Genomic DNA, 19,702 nt, shown 5'->3' on the forward strand with positions numbered 1-19,702 from the left:
TTGCGCTAGTGGTTCGGCGGCACATCGATCTCAAGCGTGTCTGCAGCTGTAGCTGTCCGGCTTGATTCCGTAGACCCGCCCACCTGTACGTCCAGCTGGCGCCGGATCTGCGCCTGCCGTAGGAACCGGTGAGTCGCGCGTCCACGCCTGCACAGCCCGCGAAGGAGATCTTCGAATGACCACAGCCCGCCCCGCCAAGGCTCCTCGAAGTGAGGGTCAATGGGCGCTGGGAGAGCGCGAACCGCTGAACCCCAACGAGGAGTTCAAACAAGCCGGTCCCCCACTCGAGGTGCGCGACCGCATTTTGGACACCTATTCCAAAGAAGGCTTCGACAGCATCGAGAAGAACGATCTTCGTGGCCGTATGCGCTGGTGGGGTCTGTACACCCAGCGCGAGCAGGGTTACGACGGCAGCTGGACCGGCGACGAGAACATGGACAAGCTCGAGGCCCGGTACTTCATGATGCGGGTGCGCTGCGACGGCGGCGCCCTGTCGGCCGCGGCACTGCGCACGCTGGGCCAGATCTCGACCGAGTTCGCCCGTGACACCGCTGACATCTCCGACCGGGAGAACGTGCAGTACCACTGGATCCGGGTGGAGGATGTCCCGGAGATCTGGCGGCGGCTGGCCGAGGTCGGATTGCAGACCGCCGAGGCGTGCGGTGACTGCCCGCGCGTAATCCTGGGCTCACCGCTGGCCGGCGAGTCCCTCGACGAGGTACTCGACCCGACCTGGGCGATCGACGAGATCGTCAAGCGCTACATCGGCAAGCCCGAGTTCGCCGACCTGCCGCGCAAGTACAAGACGGCCATCTCCGGTCTGCAAGACGTGGTGCACGAGGTCAACGACATCGCGTTCATCGGCGTCAACCACCCCGAGCACGGCCCCGGGCTGGACGTGTGGGTCGGCGGCGGGCTGTCCACCAACCCGATGCTGGGCCAGCGCCTTGGCGCGTGGGTGCCTTTGGCGGAAGTGCCCGAGGTCTGGGCCGCGGTCACCTCGGTGTTCCGCGACTACGGGTACCGGCGGTTGCGCGCCAAGGCGAGGCTGAAGTTCCTGCTCAAGGACTGGGGCGTAGAAAAATTTCGTGAAGTTCTCGAACAGGAATACCTCAAGCGGCCGCTGATCGACGGCCCGGCCCCCGAGCCGGTCACGCACCCGATCGACCACGTCGGAGTACAGCGGCTCAAGAACGGACTCAACGCGGTGGGTGTCGCCGCGATCGCGGGCCGGGTCTCCGGGACCATCCTGTCCGCGGTGGCCGACCTGGCCGAGCAGGCGGGTTCGGACCGGATCCGGTTCACCCCCTACCAGAAGCTGGTCATCCTCGACATTCCCGACGACAAGCTCGACGGCTTCGTCGCCGGCCTCGATGCCCTCGGATTGCAGGCGAACCCCTCACACTGGCGCCGGAACCTGATGGCCTGCACCGGGATCGAGTTCTGCAAGTTGTCTTTTGCCGAAACCCGGGTCAAGGCACAGACTTTGGTGCCAGAGCTGGAAAAGCGGCTCGATGACATCAACTCGCGCCTCGACGTGCCGATCACCGTCAACATCAACGGCTGCCCCAACTCGTGTGCGCGAATTCAGGTCGCCGACATCGGCTTCAAGGGTCAGATGGTCGACGACGGCGACGGAAACTCGGTCGAGGGCTTCCAGGTGCATTTGGGCGGCAGCCTCGGGCTGGACAGCGGTTTCGGCCGAAAGCTGCGCCAGCACAAGGTGACCAGCGACGAGCTGGGCGACTACATCGATCGGGTGGTGCGCAACTTCGTCAAGCACCGCAACGAGGGAGAGCGGTTCGCGCAGTGGGCACTTCGCGCCGAGGAAGGCGAGTTGCGATGAGCACCGAAACGACCGACCCGGAATACGCCGCACTGCGGGAGCTGGCCGCCCGGGGCGCGGCCGAACTCGAGGGCGCCAGCGCCACCGAGCTGCTGCGCTGGACGGATGACAACTTCGGCGGTATCAACGGCCCGCGCGGCTGGGCGACGTGCAATTACATCGTCGCCTCCAACATGCAAGACGCCGTGCTGGTCGATCTGGCGTCCAAGGTTCGCCCCGGTGTGCCGGTGCTGTTCCTGGACACCGGCTACCACTTCGTCGAAACCGTCGGCACCCGGGACGCGGTCGAATCCGTCTACGACATACGGGTTCTCAATGTCGCGCCGGAGCACACGGTGGCCGAGCAGGACAAGCTGAAGGGCAAGGACCTGTTCGCGCGGGACCCCGGCGAATGCTGCCGGCTGCGCAAGGTCGCCCCGCTGAGCAAAGCGCTCAGCGGTTACTCCGCATGGGTGACCGGGATACGCCGGGTCGAGGCGCCGACCCGCGCGAACGCGCCGCTGATCAGCTTCGACGAGGCATTCAAGCTGGTGAAGATCAACCCGCTGGCGGCGTGGACCGACGAGGATATGCAGAACTACATCGACGAGCACGATGTGTTGGTCAATCCCCTTGTCTACGAAGGCTATCCGTCGATCGGCTGCGCCCCCTGCACGGCCAAGCCCGCCGAGGGCGCCGACCCGCGCAGCGGACGCTGGCAGGGGCAGGCCAAAACCGAATGCGGACTGCACGCGTCGTGACGCGCCGGCGACGATGCAGAGCGTAGCGATGAGCAGGAGTGGCGCCATCAAGCCTGCCCTCGTCCTGACCGCACACGGGAGCAAGGATCCACGGTCGGGGGCCAACTCACGGGCCGTCGCCGACCAGGTGGTGTGCTTGCGGCCGAACCTCGATGTGCGACTGGCCTTCCTGGAACACAGCTCACCGAGCCTGGCCGATGTACTTACGTCGGTGGATGGCCCGGCGGTCGTCACCCCGTTGCTGTTGGCCAACGCGTACCACGCCCGCGTCGACATCCCCGCCCAGATCGCCAATTGCGTTACGAACCAACAAGTGTGGCAGGCACCGGTGCTCGGCGAGGATGACCGGATGGTGGCGGTGCTGCGCCGGCGCGTGACCGAGCTGGGTGTCTCGCCCCGCGACGACAGCGTCGGTGTCCTCGTCGTGGCGATCGGCACCTCGGACTTGGCAGTGAACGCACGCACCGGCCGGGTAGCGCCAAAGCTGTTGGCAGGCACGTCCTGGGCGGGGGCAACGACCGCGTTCGCCACCCAACAGGAACGTTCGCTCTCCGAAGCGTTGGGCAGGTTGCGCCGCCAGCGCGCCCAGCGGGTAGTCGTCGCGCCGTGGTTCCTGGCGCCGGGACGCATCCCCGATCGGGTGGAGAGATTCGCCGCCAAGGCCGGCATCGAGATGGCGGCCCCGCTGGGAGCCGACCGGTTGGTGGCCGAGACGGTGCTGGATCGCTTCACCGCGACGGCCGCCGGCCAGATCGCGGCTTGAGCAGGCTGACGGTACGTCAAATCGCTTGCGGCACTAACATGGCGCAATGGGCGATTACGAACCACGTGGGCTCGCCGAGCATCTGGCCGGCCTGCCGCACTTCCACGTCGTCGCCCTGAACCGGAACAACGAGGTCATCTACAGCGACGGCCTGACGTGGCCCGGCGCAGAAGGATTCGCCGCGGACCTGATCTCACCGGCGCCGGGCGCCCCCGTCCCCGAAGTCGAACTCGAAGCGGTGTGGATCGTCGAAACCGATCCACGAAGGTGCCCATTCGCCCACGGCGACGACAACGCTGAATCCGACGAGCTGACGGTGACCGAGTACATCGAGCGACTGACCCAGCAACCGCCCTACTGGTCGCTGCAATAACTCTCAGGCCGACGTCAACGTGCTCTGCTCTTCGTCGGCCCCGCCCGACGGCGCCGCGGCGGCGACGCTGGAGGGCACCCGGGTGGCGCGCACGTAGACGGTGTCCCCGTCCTTGAGGGCCAGCGCCTCGGCGTCGCCTCGGGTGATTTGGGCGGTGAAGCTGCCACCGGTGGCAGCGCTGGTCAACTCGACGCGCACTTCGAATCCCAGTGCCACGACGCGGTCGACGGTAGCGCGGACGACTCCGATGGATTCGGCGGTGCCGTCACCACCGGCGATCGCCATCTCGGGATTGCGACCGACTCGAATGTCATGCGGGCGAACCAAACTGCCGTTCAGGGTCGAGACCGCACCGAGGAACGACATCACGAACGCGTTCGCCGGGGCGTCGTAAACCTCGGTCGGGGACCCGATCTGCTCGATACGGCCCTTGTTGAGCACCGCGATCCGATCGGCGACATCCAGCGCTTCGGCCTGGTCGTGAGTGACCAGCACCGTGGTGACGTGGACCTCGTCGTGCAGCCGGCGTAGCCACGCGCGCAGATCCTCGCGAACCTTGGCGTCCAGCGCCCCGAACGGCTCGTCGAGCAGCAGCACCTGCGGATCGACGGCCAAAGCACGCGCGAGCGCCATGCGCTGTCGCTGACCGCCGGACAACTGGTTGGGGTAGCGACCCTGAAATCCGCTGAGCCCCACGACTTCCAGCAGGTTGTCGACCTTCTCCTTGATTTCGGCTTTGGGTCGCTTGCGAATCTTCAATCCGTACGCGACATTGTCGCGGACCGTCATGTGCTTGAACGCGGCGTAGTGCTGGAACACGAATCCGATGCCGCGCCGCTGCGGTGGCACCCGCGTGACGTCACGGCCGTTGATCGTGATCGTGCCGGTGTCGGGCTGGTCGAGACCCGCGATGGTGCGCAGCAGGGTCGACTTGCCGGAACCGCTGGGGCCGAGCAGGGCCGTCAGCGAGCCGGTGGGGACCACGAAGTCCACGTGGTCCAATGCGACGAAATCACCGTAGCGTTTGTTGGCGTCGCGCACAGTGATCGCCAGGTCGGCGGTTTTGGCGTCGGTCATGTCCGAATCTCCTTGTCAGGCCTTGCTCGCCGCTCGTGCCCGGCGGGCATCCAGAATCACCTGGACGATCAGCACGGCCACGGCAACACCCATCAACAACGTCGACAATGCGTAGGCACCGTATTCGGCCCCACGGTTGTAGCGATCCGAGACCAGCAGCGTCAGTGTCTGCGACTTGCCCGGGAGGTTGGACGACACGATGGTCACCGCGCCGTATTCACCGAGAGTACGAGCGATGGTCAACACGACGCCGTACGTCAGGCCCCACCGGATGGACGGCAGCGTGATCCGCCAAAAGGTTTGCCACCAGCCAGAACCCAGGGTGGCCGCCGCCTCCTCCTGGTCGGTTCCCAGCTCATGCAGCACCGGCTCGACCTCGCGCACCACGAACGGCAGCGTGACGAAGATGCTGGCAAGCACGATGCCGGGCAGGCCGAAGATGATTTTGAAACCCAGGTCTCGTTCCACGAAGCCGAGCGCACCCGCCGACCCCCACAGCACGATCAACGCGACGCCGACAATGACGGGCGAGACGGCGAACGGCAGGTCGATGACCGCCTGCAGCACGCCCTTACCGCGGAATCTGTTGCGCGCCAAGACAAGCGCTGTGGGAATGCCGAAGCAGACGTTCAGTGGCACCACGATGGCCACCACCAGCAGTGACAAGTCCAGCGCCGATATCGCCGCCGGGGTGCTGATCCAGTCGACGAACTGACCGAACCCTGGCGCGAACGTCCGCCACAAGATCACCGCCACCGGGATGATCAGCAGCACCCCGACATAGGCCAACGCGACATACCTGGTGAGGTAACGAACCCAGCGTGACGATGTCACTGCGCCCGCTCCTCATGCCGGGCCGCCCGCGCGCCGACTAGGCGCAGAGCGAACAACACCACAAACGAAAGCAGCAGCAGCACAATCGATATCGCTGCCGCCCCGGTGCGGTCGTCGTTCTCGATCAACGTGCGTATCCACTGCGACGACACTTCGGTCTTGCCCGGTACCGCGCCGCCGATCAGGACCACCGAACCGAATTCGCCGATGGCCCGCGAAAACGCCAGGCCGGCACCGGACAACAACGACGGCAGCAGCGCGGGCAACACGACCGAGGTGAAGACCTTGGGCCCGCTGGCACCCAACGACGCGGCGGCCTCCTCGGTTTCCCGGTCGATCTCCAGTAGCACCGGTTGAACCGCGCGCACCACGAACGGCAGCGTGACGAACGCCAGCGCCACCGCCACACCCCAGGCGGTGTGCTGAAGATGCAGCCCGACCGGGCTGTTTTTCCCGTACAGAGCCAGCATGACCAGGCTGGCGACGATCGTCGGCAAGGCGAACGGCAGGTCGATGATCGCGTCGACGAGACGCTTTCCGGGGAAGTCATCACGCACCAGCACCCAGGCGATCAGCAGGCCGAATAACAGATTGACCACCGTGACCCCGACGGAGATGGTCAGCGTTACGCGAAACGACTCGATTGCGGCACGCGATGTGACGGCCTCCCCGAACGCGCGCCAGCCGCCACCGGCGGCCTGCCACACGATGGCGGCCAGCGGCAGCAGCACGATCACCGAGAGCCACAGCGTCGCCACCCCGACGCGAAGCGACGAGGTGCCGCCGCGCCCGAAAGACCGCGCGACCGGCTGGGTCCCACCGGGCGCGTCGAGGTCGGGCCGAACAGCTTTCGGGTCCGGGGGCGTCGTCACGGTCATCCGGTGGCCTTCGTATAGATCTTGGTGATGCTGCCGTTGCTCTTGTCGAACAGCTGCGGATCGACCGTGGCCCAGCCGCCCAGGTCGGCGATCGTCCAGAGCTTCGGCGGCAACGGGAACTGGTCGGCGAATTCGGCGGCCACCGACGGGTCGACCGGCCGAAAACCGGCCTGGGCCCACAACCTCTGCGCCGCGGCCGTGTATTGGAAGTTGCGGAACGCGGTGGCGACGTCGAGGTGCGGGCTCGTTGTCACCAACGCCAGCGGGTTTTCGATCTTGAAGGTCTGCGGTGGGGTGATGTGCTCGACCGGCTTGCCTTGTCGCTCAGTGGCGATGGCCTCGTTCTCGTAGCTGATCAACACGTCGCCGCTGCCCTGGACGAACACGTCGGTGGCCTCTCGCCCCGACCCGGGCCGCAATTTCACGTGGTCGCGCACCAACCGGCTGATGAAGTCGATTCCCGCTTGGCCATTCCGGCCGCCCTCGCTCTTGGCGGCGTACGGGGCCAGTAGATTCCATTTGGCCGAGCCGGAACTCAACGGGCTGGGCGTGATGACCTCGACGCCGGGCCGCAGCAGGTCATCCCAATCCCTGATGTTCTTCGGATTGCCCTTGCGCACTACGAAAGTCACCACCGACCCGAACGGGATGCCCTTGGTCGCATCGGTGTTCCAGTCCTTGGAAACCTTGCCCGCCTTGACCAATCGGGTCACGTCCGGCTCCACCGAGAAGTTCACCAGGTCGCCCGGCTTGCCTTCGGCAACGCCGCGGGACTGGTCACCCGAGGCGCCGTAGGAGGTGATCACCTGCACGCTCTTGCCCTCTTGGGAGTTGTTGAACGCGGGAATCACCTTGCTCCATCCGGGTTCTGGAGCGGAGTAGGCGACCAGGGTGATCGTGGTGTGCGCGCCCGAGGGCCCGCTGCCGCCAACGACATCGCTGGGACCGCCGCCGCAGGCCGCGACGACACCGACGATCAGTGCGAGCGCAACAAGAGGCCGCCAGCGCGGTGCGCCGGCGTTGTCGATAAGCATTGACGGCCTTTCGGTGCGGGCTTACGGATTTCGGTCCGTTGCTGCGGAAAGGCGATCAAACGTCAGGGGAATTCGCGAACTCCCTACCAAACCGCGCGCGGGTGGTAGTCAGCGACAACAGTGCACGAAGACATCACATTCCGGGGCTTCGGATGTCAGGTGCATGGCGCGAAGCCTAACAGGAATTCGCTGACCCGCCACCGGACCGGGTGGCATCGCAAGTCGGCGCGCCCGCCTCAGTGCGTCACCCACCAGGCGACGATCACCAACACCACGAGCGTGACGAGAACCAGCGTCACGTGAGAACGAGGCATCGCAGGTTACCTGGGCGTCCCGTCGGTCTGGCGGGCGCGCTGCATCAATTCGAGGCCTTTGCTGAGCACGGCGTCCAGCGCCACCGCCAGGAGGTAGGCGACCGCCAGCACGACGGGCATCACCACCATGGCCTGCAGCACGAAGGGAAGTCCGGAAAGCCAGAGCTCATTTCCGTCCCACCAATTGAGAAACCCGTTCACCCGGCTCACACTATTCGTCCGAGCTGTGGAAACACCAATGTGTGAAGATCGGCAAGTGCCTGTCGCATCCGAGGAAACTACGTGTGTCATCGCCGGCGGCGGTCCGGCCGGAATGGTGCTTGGCCTGCTCTTAGCGCGGGCCGGTGTAAGAGTCACGGTGATGGAAAAACACGCAGACTTCCTGCGTGACTTCCGGGGCGACACCGTGCACGCGAGCACGTTGCGCCTGCTCGACGAACTCGGTTTGGGCTCGCGCTTCACCCAGCTCCCGCATCGCCTGATCGACAGCATCACATTGGAGATGCAGGGCCAACCGCTGAACCTCGATTTGTCCCGGCTGCCGGGCGCGCACCAGCACATCGCCCTGGTGCCGCAGTGGGACTTACTGGAGATGTTGGCCACCGCGGCCGAGGCGGAACCCAGCTTCCGGTTGCTGCGCAGTACCGAAGTGACCGGGGTGGTGCGCGACGGCAACCGCGTCACCGGGGTTACCTATCGCGACTCGAACGGCGAAAGCAAGCAGATGCGCGCCTTGCTGACGGTGGCCTGCGACGGGCGCGGATCCACGGTGCGCTCCGCGCTCGGATTCCAACCGCGGCGGTTCGGCGCCCCGATGGACGTGTGGTGGTTCCGGTTGCCTCGTCATGCCGACGACCCGAGCGGGCTTGCCGGCATGTTCGTGGCCGGACACGGGATCATCATGATCGACCGCGGCGACTACTACCAGATCGCCTACATCATTCCCAAGGGCGCCGATGCCGACCTACGAGGCCAGGGCATCGAGGCGTTGCACCGGGTGCTGGTGGATCTGGTGCCCTGGCTCGCCGACCGAGTCGGCACGCTGACTTCTTTCGATGACGTGAAACTGCTTGACGTGCAACTCAATCGGCTCCGCCGGTGGTACACCGACGGCGCCCTGTGCATCGGCGACGCGGCGCACGCGATGTCGCCGGTCGGCGGTGTCGGGATCAACCTCGCGGTCGCCGACGCCGTGGCCGCCGCGCGCCTGCTGGCCGATCCGCTGCGAGCCGGCCGGGTTTCGACGCTGGAGCTGTTGCGGGTGCAGGTGCGCCGCTGGGTACCCACGGCGATCATCCAGGCGGTACAGCGGACAATCCACGCCCAGGTGGTCGCCGACGTGGTGGCCGGAAGCGACGGCGAAGCGCCCCGGGGCGTGCGACTGGCCGCCCGGCTGCCGTCTTTGCGGCGATTCCTCGCCTACCTGGTGGCGATCGGTCCACTGCCCGAGCACGCACCGAAGTTTGCCCGGTCAACCGGCTGACCCGCCGATCGCCGCCGCGCCAGCGGCTGGACAAAAAATGGACGCCGGGCACCTCGACAGATGATGATGGCGGGATGGTCATGCACGCCGAACCCGCCGACCAGCCCGCCAACGGGGAGTCCGAGCAGTCATTTCCTTCCGCGCGCCAACCACCGCTGGCTTCGCCGCTCGATTTCAGCGCCGCGGCTCCGTTTACCTCCAGCAGCTCGCTGCGCAACCCGTTTCCGCCGATCGCCGACTATGCATTCCTGTCCGACTGGGAAACGACGTGCCTGATCTCCCCCGCCGGTTCGGTCGAGTGGCTGTGCGTGCCCCGGCCGGACTCGCCCAGCGTGTTCGGCGCGATCCTGGACCGCAGCGCGGGCCATTTCCGGCTCGGACCGTACGGCGTCTCGGTTCCCTCGGCGCGCCGCTACCTGCCCGGCAGCCTGATCATGGAAACCACCTGGCAGACCCATACCGGCTGGCTGATCGTGCGCGACGCGCTGGTGATGGGTCCCTGGCATGACATCGAGCGCCGGTCGAAGACCCACCGCCGTACGCCGATGGACTGGGATGCCGAGCACATCCTGCTGCGCACGGTGCGCTGCGTCAGCGGCACCGTCGAGCTAGTCATGAGCTGCGAACCGGCGTTCGACTACCACCGCATCGGCCCCGCGTGGGAATACTCGGCCCACGCGTACGGCGAGGTGCTCGCGCGCGCCAGCAAGCAGCCCGACGACCACCCGCAGCTGCGCCTGACCAGCAACCTGAACATCGGGCTGGAGGGCCGCGAGGCGCGGGCGCGCACCCGGATGAAGGAGGGCGACGACGTGTTCGTCGCGCTCAGCTGGACCAAGCACCCGGCGCCGCAGACCTATGAAGAGGCCGCCGAGAAGATGTGGCAGACCACCGAGTGCTGGCGGCAGTGGATCAACATCGGCAACTTCCCCGACCATCCGTGGCGGGCCTATCTGCAGCGCAGCGCGCTCACCCTGAAGGGCTTGACCTACTCACCGACCGGCGCGCTGCTGGCCGCCAGCACCACGTCGCTGCCGGAGACGCCGCAGGGCGAGCGCAACTGGGACTACCGCTACGCCTGGATCCGCGACTCGACCTTCGCGTTGTGGGGTCTGTACACGCTGGGCCTGGATCGCGAGGCCGACGACTTCTTCGCGTTCATCGCCGACGTGTCCGGCGCCAACAACAACGAGCGTCATCCGCTGCAGGTGATGTATGGCGTCGGTGGCGAGCGCAGCTTGGTCGAAGAGGAACTGAACCATCTGTCCGGCTACGACCACGCGCGGCCGGTGCGGATCGGAAACGGCGCCTATGACCAGATCCAGCACGACATTTGGGGCTCGATCCTGGATTCGTTCTATTTGCACGCCAAGTCACGCGAACAGGTTCCGGAGACATTGTGGCCGGTGCTCAAGAAGCAGGTGGAAGAGGCGATCGCGCACTGGCGCGAGCCCGATCGCGGCATCTGGGAGGTGCGCGGGGAGCCGCAGCACTTCACGTCGTCGAAGGTGATGTGCTGGGTGGCACTCGACCGCGGCTCCAAACTGGCTGAGCGCCAAGGCGAGAAGAGCTATGCCCAGCAGTGGCGGGTCATCGCCGAGGAGATCAAGGCCGATATTCTCAAGAACGGCGTGGACTCCCGCGGTGTTTTCACCCAGCGCTACGGCAGTGACGCGCTGGACGCCTCGCTGCTGCTGGTGGTGCTGACGCGATTCCTGCCGCCCGACGATCCGCGGGTGCGTAACACGGTGCTGGCGATCGCCAACGAACTCACCGAGGAAGGCCTGGTGCTGCGCTACCGGGTCGAGCAGACCGACGACGGGCTGTCCGGCGAGGAAGGCACGTTCACGATCTGCTCGTTCTGGCTGGTGTCCGCGCTGGTCGAGATCGGCGAGGTGGCACGGGCCAAGCGGCTGTGCGAGCGGCTGCTGTCCTACGCCAGCCCGCTGCATCTCTACGCCGAGGAGATCGAACCGCGCACCGGCCGGCACCTGGGCAACTTCCCGCAAGCGTTCACCCATCTGGCGCTGATCAACGCGGTCGTGCACGTGATTCGCGCCGAGGAGGAATCCGACGGTTCTGGCATGTTCCAGCCCGCCAACGCGCCCATGTGAACACTCTGGTAGCGAAAGCTATTACCCGGCTTGGAAATACAACGGAACACACCTGACACGATGGGCGGGCGATGAGAGCAGCGGTGAAAACGGTGGCCCTGGTCTGCGCGTCGATCGCGTGGCTGGCCGGGTGCGGTGGCCACAGCGGCGATTCGACCGCGACGTCGACCTCGGCGACGACCACCAAGCCGCATTCCAATTGGACACGTCCGGCAGCACCGCCCGACCCGCAGACCCTGCTGCATGCCGGATCCGTTGCGGTGGCAGCGGTTCCGAACGGCAAGCTGACGTTGATCAGATCCCAGGAGGCCGGATCGTGGCGGGTCCTGGTGGCCACCCCCGACGGAACAAACCAATCGATGGACGTGTCCAGTGACGGTGTCACCCTGATGGTCGGGCCGACCCCGGCGAACCAGAGCGACGCCGACAAAGCCCAGACCCGCGCCTGGGTGCAGGCCGCGAAACTGGACTACCGTGCCGCGGCGCAAAAGATCCTGGCCATCATCGCGGGCGCATCGATCAGCGAGCTGAGCCTGGGCGACAGCAACGGCGCCACCGTGTGGCAAGCCGTGGCCTGGGACAGCTACATCGTCGAGCACCGGGTCACGATCGATGCGGTGTCGGGCGATGTGATCGCCAACAAACAGGTGTAGCCGCGTCAGCTCAGCGCGCTGACCTTGTCCATTATCGCGTGCGCGATGTCGACACCACTGGTGTCGATGTTGCCCGATCCCGGGTCCGAAGAGCGTCGCTCACCGAAGAACACCACCTGGACCTCGACGAGGCAGTTGGACCGGACGCCGATGGCGCGGGCCTGCGGCGTCGGCCGCAGAGCCGGCATGTTGGGCAGCACCGATGTCGCGGTATTGGTCACTGCGACAATGGAATCCGTAACGCTAACGGTACCGATCTGATTCGTCGTTGCGATCGGGCCATTCCGTTCCGACGCCGTCACGCCGCCGCACTGTTGCCACTGCTGCGAGAATTGCCGGAACAACCCCTGGGCCTGCGCGACCGATCCAAGCGCGACCACTCCCTCGATGACCGTGATCACTTGCGCGGGTTCGCCGTTGTTCCACCACGATTCCGACGTCACGTCGGTGACTTGGGCAGGCTGGGAGGCGGAATCGTAAACGCTGGCCTGCAGCATTTCCGTCACGCCCAAGCAATCGGCCGGCGACACATGTCTGTCAACCCGGTAAAGCTTGCCGGGGCCGCCGACGTCGGCGGGATCATGCGCAACCAGTGGCTGGTCGAGCATCCGCGACAATGCGGGGCCGTCGAGCAGCGCCTGCTTGACCGCTTGGCCGGTGAGCGGTCGTGGCTTCAGATTCGGCGCGGGCCGGGCCACCCCGTCGACGACCGCACTACAACCCCCGGCCACAGCGGCCACGATCACCAACGAAGCGGTCAGCCGGAATAGACGCATGACAACCTCTTACCTTCTCGGCATCGACGGACAGCACGGCGGTGGGCAGTGCGCGCAACTCAACTCAACGCGCTGACCTTGTCCATCAACGCGTGCGCGATGGTAACGGCTTCGGTCTGGGCGGGCGACTGGTCCGACAACTCGCTGCTGCCGACATAGGCGACCTCGACCTCGACCAGGCAGTTGCCCCGCACCCCGAGGGCACGCACTTCCGGGACGGCATGCAAGATCGATTGCGCATCAGGATTTTTCGAAACATTGGCCACGGCAACGGAATCCGCGACGCGGACATTCGTGACGACGTTCTCGACGAAACTGCTGGACGGCACGGACACCGTTTTGCCATCGCAGTGCCGCCACTGGTCGTTGAATTGTGCGAACAACGCGTTTGCGTCCGCCCGCGTCGGCAGCGCGATGACGCTCTCGGCGATGTCGGCGGCCGTGGCCGTGTCGCCCTCCTGCTGCCACAGCTGCGTCGCGATGTTCTTCACCCCCGCGGACTGGTAGACGCTTTTCTGTGTCATGTAGATCACCCCTAGACACTCGGTGGGTGAAACGTCCGGATAGGCGTCATCCAATATGTCGGCACCGCCGAAGACCGGCGGGAACTGAGAGATGGCCTGGAACCGTCGGTCGAGGAGTTTCGACAAGGTGGTGGCATCCAGCGGTACCTGCCTGACTGTTTCACCAATGAGCGGATGCGGCAGCTGATTCGGCGCAGGCTTGGCCGTACCCCCGACAACCGCGTCACAGCCGGCCGCCGCGGCCGCGACCGCCAGCACCGCCGCCGCCAGCTTTACCGTGCGCATGGTTACTTCTAACATGTCAGCTCAGGGCGAGCCGGTCCATCATGGCGTGTGCGATGTCCACGGCGCTGGTCTTGGGGTCCGCGGTGCCCTGGGCACCGGGATTGTCTACCCCGTAGAAGCGCACCGCGACCTCGAACACGTAGTTGCCCCGAACACCCAGAGCCCGAGCAATCGGTATCCCGGCCAGAATCGACTGTGCGTGCGGGTTCATCAGAATGCTTGCTGCGACAACAGAATCCGCGACGCGCACGTCGGAGATGGCGGCGGTCGGAAAGGTGCGATCGCTGGTGGTCAATGTCGCGCCGTCGCATCCCTGCCATTGGGCGGACAAGGTTGCGAACGCGGCGGCGGCGTCCTTCGCGGAAGGAAACGAGACGACGCCCTCGTCGACGTCATCCACCCGCACCGAGTGGCCGTCGTTGGCCCAGATCTCGTCGGCCACGCCCTTCACCGGGACGGATGCGTACGCCATCTTCTGCATCATGAACCTGACGCCGATGCACTCGGCCGGCCGGGAGTCTTCCCAAGCCGTTCCGAGCTTCTCGCTGCCGCCGTACGACGGCGGCAGGTACGGTGCACGCTGGAACGGTTGGTCAAGCAGCTTGCTCAGCGTTGCGCCGTCGAGCAGGAGCCGTAGCAGGGGCGGAGCCGGCGCTGGAACTGCTTTGCCGCCGATCGTGGAAGTGCACCCGGTGGCCAGCAGGACTGCTATCAGCGGCGCCACGCTGCACCACCGGTAACTCATTTCTTGGCTTTGTCCCCCGCGGCATCGGTGGACAGCGCCGCGACGAATGCCTCTTGCGGAACATCAACGCGCCCAATGGTTTTCATCCGCTTCTTGCCCTCCTTCTGCTTTTCCAGCAGTTTGCGCTTACGGGTGATGTCACCGCCGTAGCACTTGGAGAGCACGTCCTTGCGGATTGCCCGGATATTCTCGCGCGCAATGATTTTCGACCCGATCGCGGCCTGCACCGGCACCTCGAACTGCTGACGCGGGATCAGCTCCTTGAGCTTGGTCGTCATCTTGTTGCCGTAAGTGGAAGCCCCGTCCTTGTGCACGATCGCCGAAAACGCGTCGACGGCCTCCCCCTGCAGCAGGATGTCGACCTTGACCAGGTCGGCCAGCTGCTCACCGGCCTCCTCGTAATCCAGGCTGGCGTAGCCGCGGGTCCGTGACTTCAGCGAGTCGAAGAAGTCGAAGATGATCTCGCCCAACGGCATCGAATAGCGCAGCTCGACACGTTCCGGCGACAGGTAGTCCATGCCGCCCAGCTCACCGCGGCGTGACTGGCACAGCTCCATGATGGTGCCGATGAACTCGCTGGGCGCGATGACGGTGGTCTTGACCATCGGCTCGTACACCTCGCGGACCTTGCCCTCGGGCCAGTCCGACGGGTTGGTCACCACGATCTCGCTGTTGTCCTCTTTGACCACCCGGTATACGACGTTGGGCGACGTCGAGATCAGGTCCAGATCGAATTCGCGCTCCAGGCGTTCGCGGGTGATCTCCATGTGCAGCAAACCCAAAAAGCCGCAACGGAATCCGAAGCCCAGCGCGACCGAGGTCTCGGGCTCGTAGGTCAACGCCGCGTCGTTGAGTTGCAGCTTGTCCAGGGCGTCGCGCAGGTCCGGGTAGTCCGAGCCGTCCACGGGATACAGGCCCGAGTAGACCATCGGCTTGGGTTCCCGATAACCGGTCAGCGCCTCCTTGGCGCCGTTGCGCGCCGTCGTCACGGTGTCCCCGACCTTGGATTGGCGGACGTCCTTGACACCGGTGATCAGGTACCCCACCTCGCCCACACCCAGCCCCGCGCTGGGCTTCGGTTCGGGCGAGACGATGCCGACCTCGAGCAGCTCGTGCGTGGCGCCGGTGGACATCATCAGGATGCGCTCACGCGGCACGATCTTGCCGTCCACCACGCGGACGTAGGTCACCACGCCACGGTAGATGTCGTAGACGGAGTCGAAGATCATCGCGCGGGTCGGAGCGTCGGCGTCGCCCTGCGGGGGCGGCACCTCGCGCACCACATGGTCGAGCAGGTCGGCCACGCCCTCGCCGGTCTTGCCGGAGACACGCAGCACGTCGCCGGGGTCGCAACCGATGATGTGCGCGATCTCGCCGGCATAGCGGTCCGGGTCGGCGGCCGGCAGGTCGATCTTGTTGAGCACCGGGATGATGTGCAGGTCGCGGTCCAGCGCCAGATAGAGGTTTGCCAGCGTCTGGGCCTCGATGCCCTGCGCCGCGTCGACCAGCAGCACCGCACCCTCGCACGCTTCCAGCGCGCGGGACACCTCGTAGGTGAAGTCGACGTGGCCCGGGGTGTCGATCAGGTGCAGGACGTAGTCGGTGCCATCGACTTTCCAGGGCAGCCGGACGTTCTGGGCCTTGATGGTGATGCCGCGCTCCCGCTCGATGTCCATCCGGTCCAGGTATTGCGCACGCATCGAGCGCTCGTCGACGACGCCGGTGAGCTGAAGCATCCGGTCGGCCAGGGTGGACTTGCCATGGTCGATGTGAGCGATGATGCAGAAGTTCCTGATCTGCGCCGGCGCGGTGAAGGTCTTGTCGGCGAAACTGCTGATGGGGATCTCCTGGCGGGTGCTGTTGATGCTGCTTGACCGGCGGTTCGCGGTTACGTCCAGGGTATCTATGCAAGCTGGTCGGGACATACTCGGACACAGAGGCGCCCGGGTACCGACGACTATGCTGCGACTATGGCGTCCAGCCGGAAATCGCAGTGGAAGACCTTCCAGCGGTTTGCCCAGAACGTCGTCGTTTACGGGGTTCCGCGTTTCATCCAGCAGGTTCAGACCGCGCACGCGGTCTACCGCGAAATCGAGCAAGTCGTCAAAACGACCGCGAACGCGCGGGCGTCCAGCGGCGACTCACAGGCGCCGTCGATCACCGAGGGACGGCCGGTGACCAGCGACAGCTTTCCGACCGCGCAACGGGCCCGCAAAGTGGTCTACGCCCCAGACCTCGACGGGCGGGCCGATCCCGGGGAGATCGTCTGGACGTGGGTGGTCTACGAAGACGACCCCACCCAGGGCAAGGACCGCCCGGTCCTCGTCGTCGGCCGCGACCGCGGCGTCCTGCTCGGACTCATGCTGTCCAGCCAGGAGCGCTACGCCGCCGACCCGGATTGGGTCGGGATCGGCACCGGCGACTGGGATTACGAGGGCAGGCCGAGCTGGGTGCGGCTGGATCGGGTGCTCGATGTGCCCGAGGAGGGCATTCGCCGCGAGGGCGCGATCCTGCAGCGCGAGGTCTTCGACGTGGTGGCCGCACGCCTGCGCACCGACTACGCCTGGCGGTAGGCCCTGGCGTTGTGTCGCGAGCGTAAGCGCACGGCCATTCGCGGCGTCGGATTTCGCAGTGTGCCTACGCTCGCGGTGAAGTCTCCCGCACTCAGCCTTGGGTGATGTAGGACTGCAGCTGCTGCTGTTCGGCCTCGAGCTCTTCCATGCGCGTCTTGACGACGTCACCGATGCTGACGATGCCGATCAGCTTCTTGCCGTCGAGCACGGGCACGTGACGCACCCGGTTCTTGGTCATCAGCACGCTGATCTCGTCGACCGTGTCGGACTTCGTGCACGTCGCGACCGTCGCGGTCATGATCTTGGAGATCGGGCGAGTGAGCATGCCGGGGCCATGCACGTGCAATTGGCGCACGACGTCGCGCTCGGACACGATGCCGACGACTCCCTCGTCGCCGACCACCACCATGGCGCCGATGTTTTGCTCGGCGAGGCCCGCGAGCAATTCCCGGACCGACGCGTCGGGATTGATCGTGGTGACCGCCGCGCCTTTGTTCCGCAAAACGTCCGCTATCCGCATCAAGCCTCCAGCTGGTTGTGATCTGCTTCACACCAGGCTACGGCCAACTCGCGCGGTGGGAAAGCCAACGCGAAAACCGGCGGCCCGATCACCCGTCGATACCGGCAAATGAGCCACACTCCGCCGACGCGTCTTGAAGGATAAGGGCCATGATCGAGATCACCCTGTTGGGCACCGGCAGTCCCATCCCCGACCCGAATCGCGCGGGACCGGCGACGCTGGTGCGGGCCGGCGGGCAGGTGTTCCTGGTGGATTGCGGGCGCGGTGTCCTGCAGCGCGCCGCGGCCATCGGTGTGGGCGCCGCCGGGTTGTCGGCCCTGCTGCTCACCCACCTGCACAGCGACCACATCGGCGATCTCGGCGACCTGCTGATCACGCGATGGATCACCACGTTCACACCCGATCCGGCGCCGTTCCCGATCATCGGGCCACCGGGCACGGCGGAGACGGTCGAGGCGACGCTGAAGGCGTTCGGCCACGACATCAGCTACCGGATCGCCCATCACGACGACCTGAACACCCCACCAGCGGTCGAGGTGCACGAGTACACGCACGGCCCGGTGTGGGACCGCGACGGCGTCTCGATTCGGGTGGCTCCGACCGACCATCGGCCGGTCGCACCGACGATCGGGTTCCGGGTCGACGCCGACGGCGCCTCGGTGGTGCTGGCCGGCGACACGGTGCCGTGCCCGGGCCTGGACGAGCTGGCGGCCGGGGCAGGCGCGTTGGTGCACACCGTGATCCGCAAGGACATCGTCACCCAGATCCCGCAGCAGCGGCTGCAGGACATTTGCGACTACCACTCGTCGGTCGAGGAAGCCGCGGCCACCGCGGCCCGCGCCGGGGTGGGCACGCTGGTCATGACGCACTATGTGCCCGCGCTGGTGCCCGGACAAGAAGAACAGTGGCGGACACTGGCCGCCCAGGAATTCGGCGGCCGCATCGAGCTGGGCGACGACTTGCACCGGGTCGAAGTCCCGCCGCGGTCGTAGCTGGGGTGAACGACGTCGCAGTCCACGAGGACGAGAATTGGGCAGATATCGAACCCGGCGCGCTGAGTCATCTGCTGCAGGTGCCTCGACCCGCGCTATATTTCGCCGCCAACATCGGCGACGCCGTCCTGACGCTGCCGACGGTGCGCGCCTTAAGCGACATGTTCGACGCCCCACTGACGGTGCTTTCCCCCAAGGTGTCCTTCGACCTCTGCTTCCGGGAAGTGAGCCCCCGCCTTGTCGACGTCACCGGAGTGCCGGAAACGGGGCCGTCCGCTCTTCCCGTTCGGTCCCCCGACTGTGCGGCCTTGGCCGCACAGCTCGGTCCCGTCGACGTGCTCATCAACGCCGTGAGCACGAACTTGCCGATGGACGCTTTTCGGGACCTCCGGCGGCGCCTCGGCCCTACCACGACCATCGGCTTCGCCGGCGACTACGCCGAATACGACGTCACGGTTCCCAAACAGGCGTGGCACGCCTGCGACCTGCTGTTCAAGTTGGCGCGTCTGTTCGATCGGTCGCTGCGGATCGAGGACTACGCCCAGCCGGTGTCCATTCCGTCGTCGGTGCAAGAGCAAGCCCGGTCGATGCGTGCGGCGCTGCGGCCCGGGACCAAGGTACTGGTCGTGCACGCGGACACCGATTGGAAGGAAAAGCGTTGGCCCGTCACACGATTCATCGATCTGCTGAACCGATTCCTGTCGAGTCGGCCCGACTTCGTGGCATGGGTCGTCGGGATGGGACTCGAGGACCTCACCGTCGGGCGGGAACGGGATCGCATCGTCCCCCATCTCGGGCTCCCGCTGGATCTGAGCATGAGCATGGTCGCCCACGCGGACCTATTCCTGGGCATCGACTCCTGCATGCTGCATGCCGCCGACCTGGCGAGGGTGCCGGGCGTCGGACTCTTCGGCCCGACGCGATCGCTGACGTGGGGATTCAGATTCGGGCCGCACCGGCACCTCGATCAACTGCGGATGGCCGACATCAGCGTCGAAGAGGTGTTCGCCGCATTGCACGACATTGCCGACGAACATTTCTGAACGATGGCCACTGCTCAGCTCCCGTTAACCGAAATCCGGCTTGTGGCAAGGCGTCCGCTGGCGCAATTTTGCGGAAATACCTTGGCCTCAACTCGATTAAGCTTATTGACCAAGCACGCCAAGCCCGCGACCGTT

General features: G+C 65.9%; 20 protein-coding genes. 10 read left to right on the forward strand and 10 right to left on the reverse strand.

Annotated elements, in window-relative coordinates:
• The first annotated feature begins 175 nt into the window (after positions 1 to 175).
• The 4 genes from AC5Y5O_RS05350 to AC5Y5O_RS05365 are packed head-to-tail and all read left to right on the forward strand — an operon-like array spanning position 176 to position 3,722.
• Positions 176 to 1,846 (forward strand): nitrite/sulfite reductase, encoded by a 1,671-nt coding sequence (locus AC5Y5O_RS05350; protein WP_500024076.1) that lies wholly within the window; start codon positions 176 to 178, stop codon positions 1,844 to 1,846.
• Positions 1,843 to 2,586 (forward strand): phosphoadenylyl-sulfate reductase, encoded by a 744-nt coding sequence (locus AC5Y5O_RS05355; protein WP_096289192.1) that lies wholly within the window; start codon positions 1,843 to 1,845, stop codon positions 2,584 to 2,586. The genes AC5Y5O_RS05350 and AC5Y5O_RS05355 overlap by 4 nt, the downstream gene beginning before the upstream one ends.
• A 13-nt stretch (positions 2,587 to 2,599) precedes the next feature.
• A complete protein-coding gene (locus AC5Y5O_RS05360) occupies positions 2,600 to 3,349 on the forward strand; it encodes a sirohydrochlorin chelatase (protein ID WP_096289194.1) in 750 nt (249 codons plus the stop codon).
• Positions 3,350 to 3,395: 46 nt separating this feature from the next.
• Positions 3,396 to 3,722 carry a hypothetical protein gene (locus tag AC5Y5O_RS05365; RefSeq protein ID WP_096289196.1) on the forward strand — a complete coding sequence of 109 codons (327 nt, stop codon included), beginning with the start codon at positions 3,396 to 3,398 and terminating at the stop codon, positions 3,720 to 3,722.
• Positions 3,723 to 3,725: 3 nt separating this feature from the next.
• Here the strand turns inward: AC5Y5O_RS05365 and AC5Y5O_RS05370 are convergent, their stop codons facing one another.
• From AC5Y5O_RS05370 to AC5Y5O_RS05390, 5 genes are all read right to left on the reverse strand, one after another.
• Positions 3,726 to 4,799 (reverse strand): sulfate/molybdate ABC transporter ATP-binding protein, encoded by a 1,074-nt coding sequence (locus AC5Y5O_RS05370; RefSeq protein ID WP_096289198.1) that lies wholly within the window; start codon positions 4,797 to 4,799, stop codon positions 3,726 to 3,728.
• Between the two features lie 15 nt (positions 4,800 to 4,814).
• Complete coding sequence (gene cysW / locus AC5Y5O_RS05375; protein WP_096289200.1) at positions 4,815 to 5,633, reverse strand: sulfate ABC transporter permease subunit CysW; 819 nt, start codon at positions 5,631 to 5,633, stop codon at positions 4,815 to 4,817.
• Entirely contained in the window at positions 5,630 to 6,511 is an 882-nt protein-coding gene (gene cysT / locus AC5Y5O_RS05380; protein ID WP_096289202.1) for a sulfate ABC transporter permease subunit CysT, read from the reverse strand. The genes cysW and cysT overlap by 4 nt, the downstream gene beginning before the upstream one ends.
• Positions 6,508 to 7,545, reverse strand: coding sequence for a sulfate ABC transporter substrate-binding protein (locus tag AC5Y5O_RS05385; RefSeq protein WP_096289204.1), 1,038 nt, complete (start codon positions 7,543 to 7,545; stop codon positions 6,508 to 6,510). Before AC5Y5O_RS05385 ends, cysT begins: the two co-directional genes overlap by 4 nt.
• 320 nt (positions 7,546 to 7,865) lie before the next feature.
• Positions 7,866 to 8,060: a hypothetical protein gene (locus AC5Y5O_RS05390; protein ID WP_096289206.1), complete on the reverse strand. Its 195-nt coding sequence runs from the start codon at positions 8,058 to 8,060 to the stop codon at positions 7,866 to 7,868.
• Positions 8,061 to 8,097: 37 nt separating this feature from the next.
• On the opposite strand from AC5Y5O_RS05390, the gene AC5Y5O_RS05395 reads away from it, so the two are divergent.
• The 3 genes from AC5Y5O_RS05395 (at position 8,098) to AC5Y5O_RS05405 (ending at position 12,109) form a co-directional block, all read left to right on the forward strand.
• Positions 8,098 to 9,342 (forward strand): FAD-dependent oxidoreductase, encoded by a 1,245-nt coding sequence (locus AC5Y5O_RS05395; protein WP_096289208.1) that lies wholly within the window; start codon positions 8,098 to 8,100, stop codon positions 9,340 to 9,342.
• A 74-nt stretch (positions 9,343 to 9,416) separates the two neighbouring features.
• On the forward strand, positions 9,417 to 11,456 hold the full coding sequence (locus AC5Y5O_RS05400) for a glycoside hydrolase family 15 protein (protein ID WP_500024081.1): 2,040 nt from the start codon (positions 9,417 to 9,419) through the stop codon (positions 11,454 to 11,456).
• Between the two features lie 83 nt (positions 11,457 to 11,539).
• The gene (locus AC5Y5O_RS05405) at positions 11,540 to 12,109 is read left to right on the forward strand and encodes a metallopeptidase (RefSeq protein ID WP_096289212.1); all 570 of its coding nucleotides are present in this window, start codon (positions 11,540 to 11,542) and stop codon (positions 12,107 to 12,109) included.
• 5 nt (positions 12,110 to 12,114) lie between these two features.
• Here the strand turns inward: AC5Y5O_RS05405 and AC5Y5O_RS05410 are convergent, their stop codons facing one another.
• From AC5Y5O_RS05410 to lepA, 4 genes are read right to left on the reverse strand one after another with little or no spacing between them, the layout of a single operon-like run.
• On the reverse strand, positions 12,115 to 12,885 hold the full coding sequence (locus AC5Y5O_RS05410) for a sensor domain-containing protein (RefSeq protein WP_500024083.1): 771 nt from the start codon (positions 12,883 to 12,885) through the stop codon (positions 12,115 to 12,117).
• Between the two features lie 59 nt (positions 12,886 to 12,944).
• Positions 12,945 to 13,667 carry a sensor domain-containing protein gene (locus AC5Y5O_RS05415; RefSeq protein WP_207768554.1) on the reverse strand — a complete coding sequence of 241 codons (723 nt, stop codon included), beginning with the start codon at positions 13,665 to 13,667 and terminating at the stop codon, positions 12,945 to 12,947.
• 43 nt (positions 13,668 to 13,710) lie between these two features.
• A complete protein-coding gene (locus tag AC5Y5O_RS05420) occupies positions 13,711 to 14,439 on the reverse strand; it encodes a sensor domain-containing protein (protein WP_096289216.1) in 729 nt (242 codons plus the stop codon).
• A complete protein-coding gene (gene lepA, locus AC5Y5O_RS05425; protein WP_500024141.1) occupies positions 14,436 to 16,433 on the reverse strand; it encodes a translation elongation factor 4 in 1,998 nt (665 codons plus the stop codon). Before lepA ends, AC5Y5O_RS05420 begins: the two co-directional genes overlap by 4 nt.
• Here lepA and AC5Y5O_RS05430 point away from each other — a divergent pair.
• Entirely contained in the window at positions 16,410 to 17,012 is a 603-nt protein-coding gene (locus AC5Y5O_RS05430; protein ID WP_370495171.1) for a type II toxin-antitoxin system PemK/MazF family toxin, read from the forward strand. The genes lepA and AC5Y5O_RS05430 overlap by 24 nt on opposite strands.
• A gap of 91 nt (positions 17,013 to 17,103) precedes the next feature.
• On the opposite strand, the gene AC5Y5O_RS05435 is transcribed toward AC5Y5O_RS05430, so the two are convergent.
• Positions 17,104 to 17,532 (reverse strand): CBS domain-containing protein, encoded by a 429-nt coding sequence (locus tag AC5Y5O_RS05435; RefSeq protein WP_096289220.1) that lies wholly within the window; start codon positions 17,530 to 17,532, stop codon positions 17,104 to 17,106.
• A 149-nt stretch (positions 17,533 to 17,681) separates the two neighbouring features.
• On the opposite strand from AC5Y5O_RS05435, the gene AC5Y5O_RS05440 reads away from it, so the two are divergent.
• Positions 17,682 to 18,524 carry a ribonuclease Z gene (locus AC5Y5O_RS05440; protein WP_500024086.1) on the forward strand — a complete coding sequence of 281 codons (843 nt, stop codon included), beginning with the start codon at positions 17,682 to 17,684 and terminating at the stop codon, positions 18,522 to 18,524.
• A 5-nt stretch (positions 18,525 to 18,529) separates the two neighbouring features.
• A complete protein-coding gene (locus AC5Y5O_RS05445; RefSeq protein ID WP_500024088.1) occupies positions 18,530 to 19,567 on the forward strand; it encodes a glycosyltransferase family 9 protein in 1,038 nt (345 codons plus the stop codon).
• The last annotated feature ends 135 nt before the right edge of the window (positions 19,568 to 19,702 follow it).

It is taken from the genome of Mycobacterium sp. NGS40 (assembly GCF_059812735.1).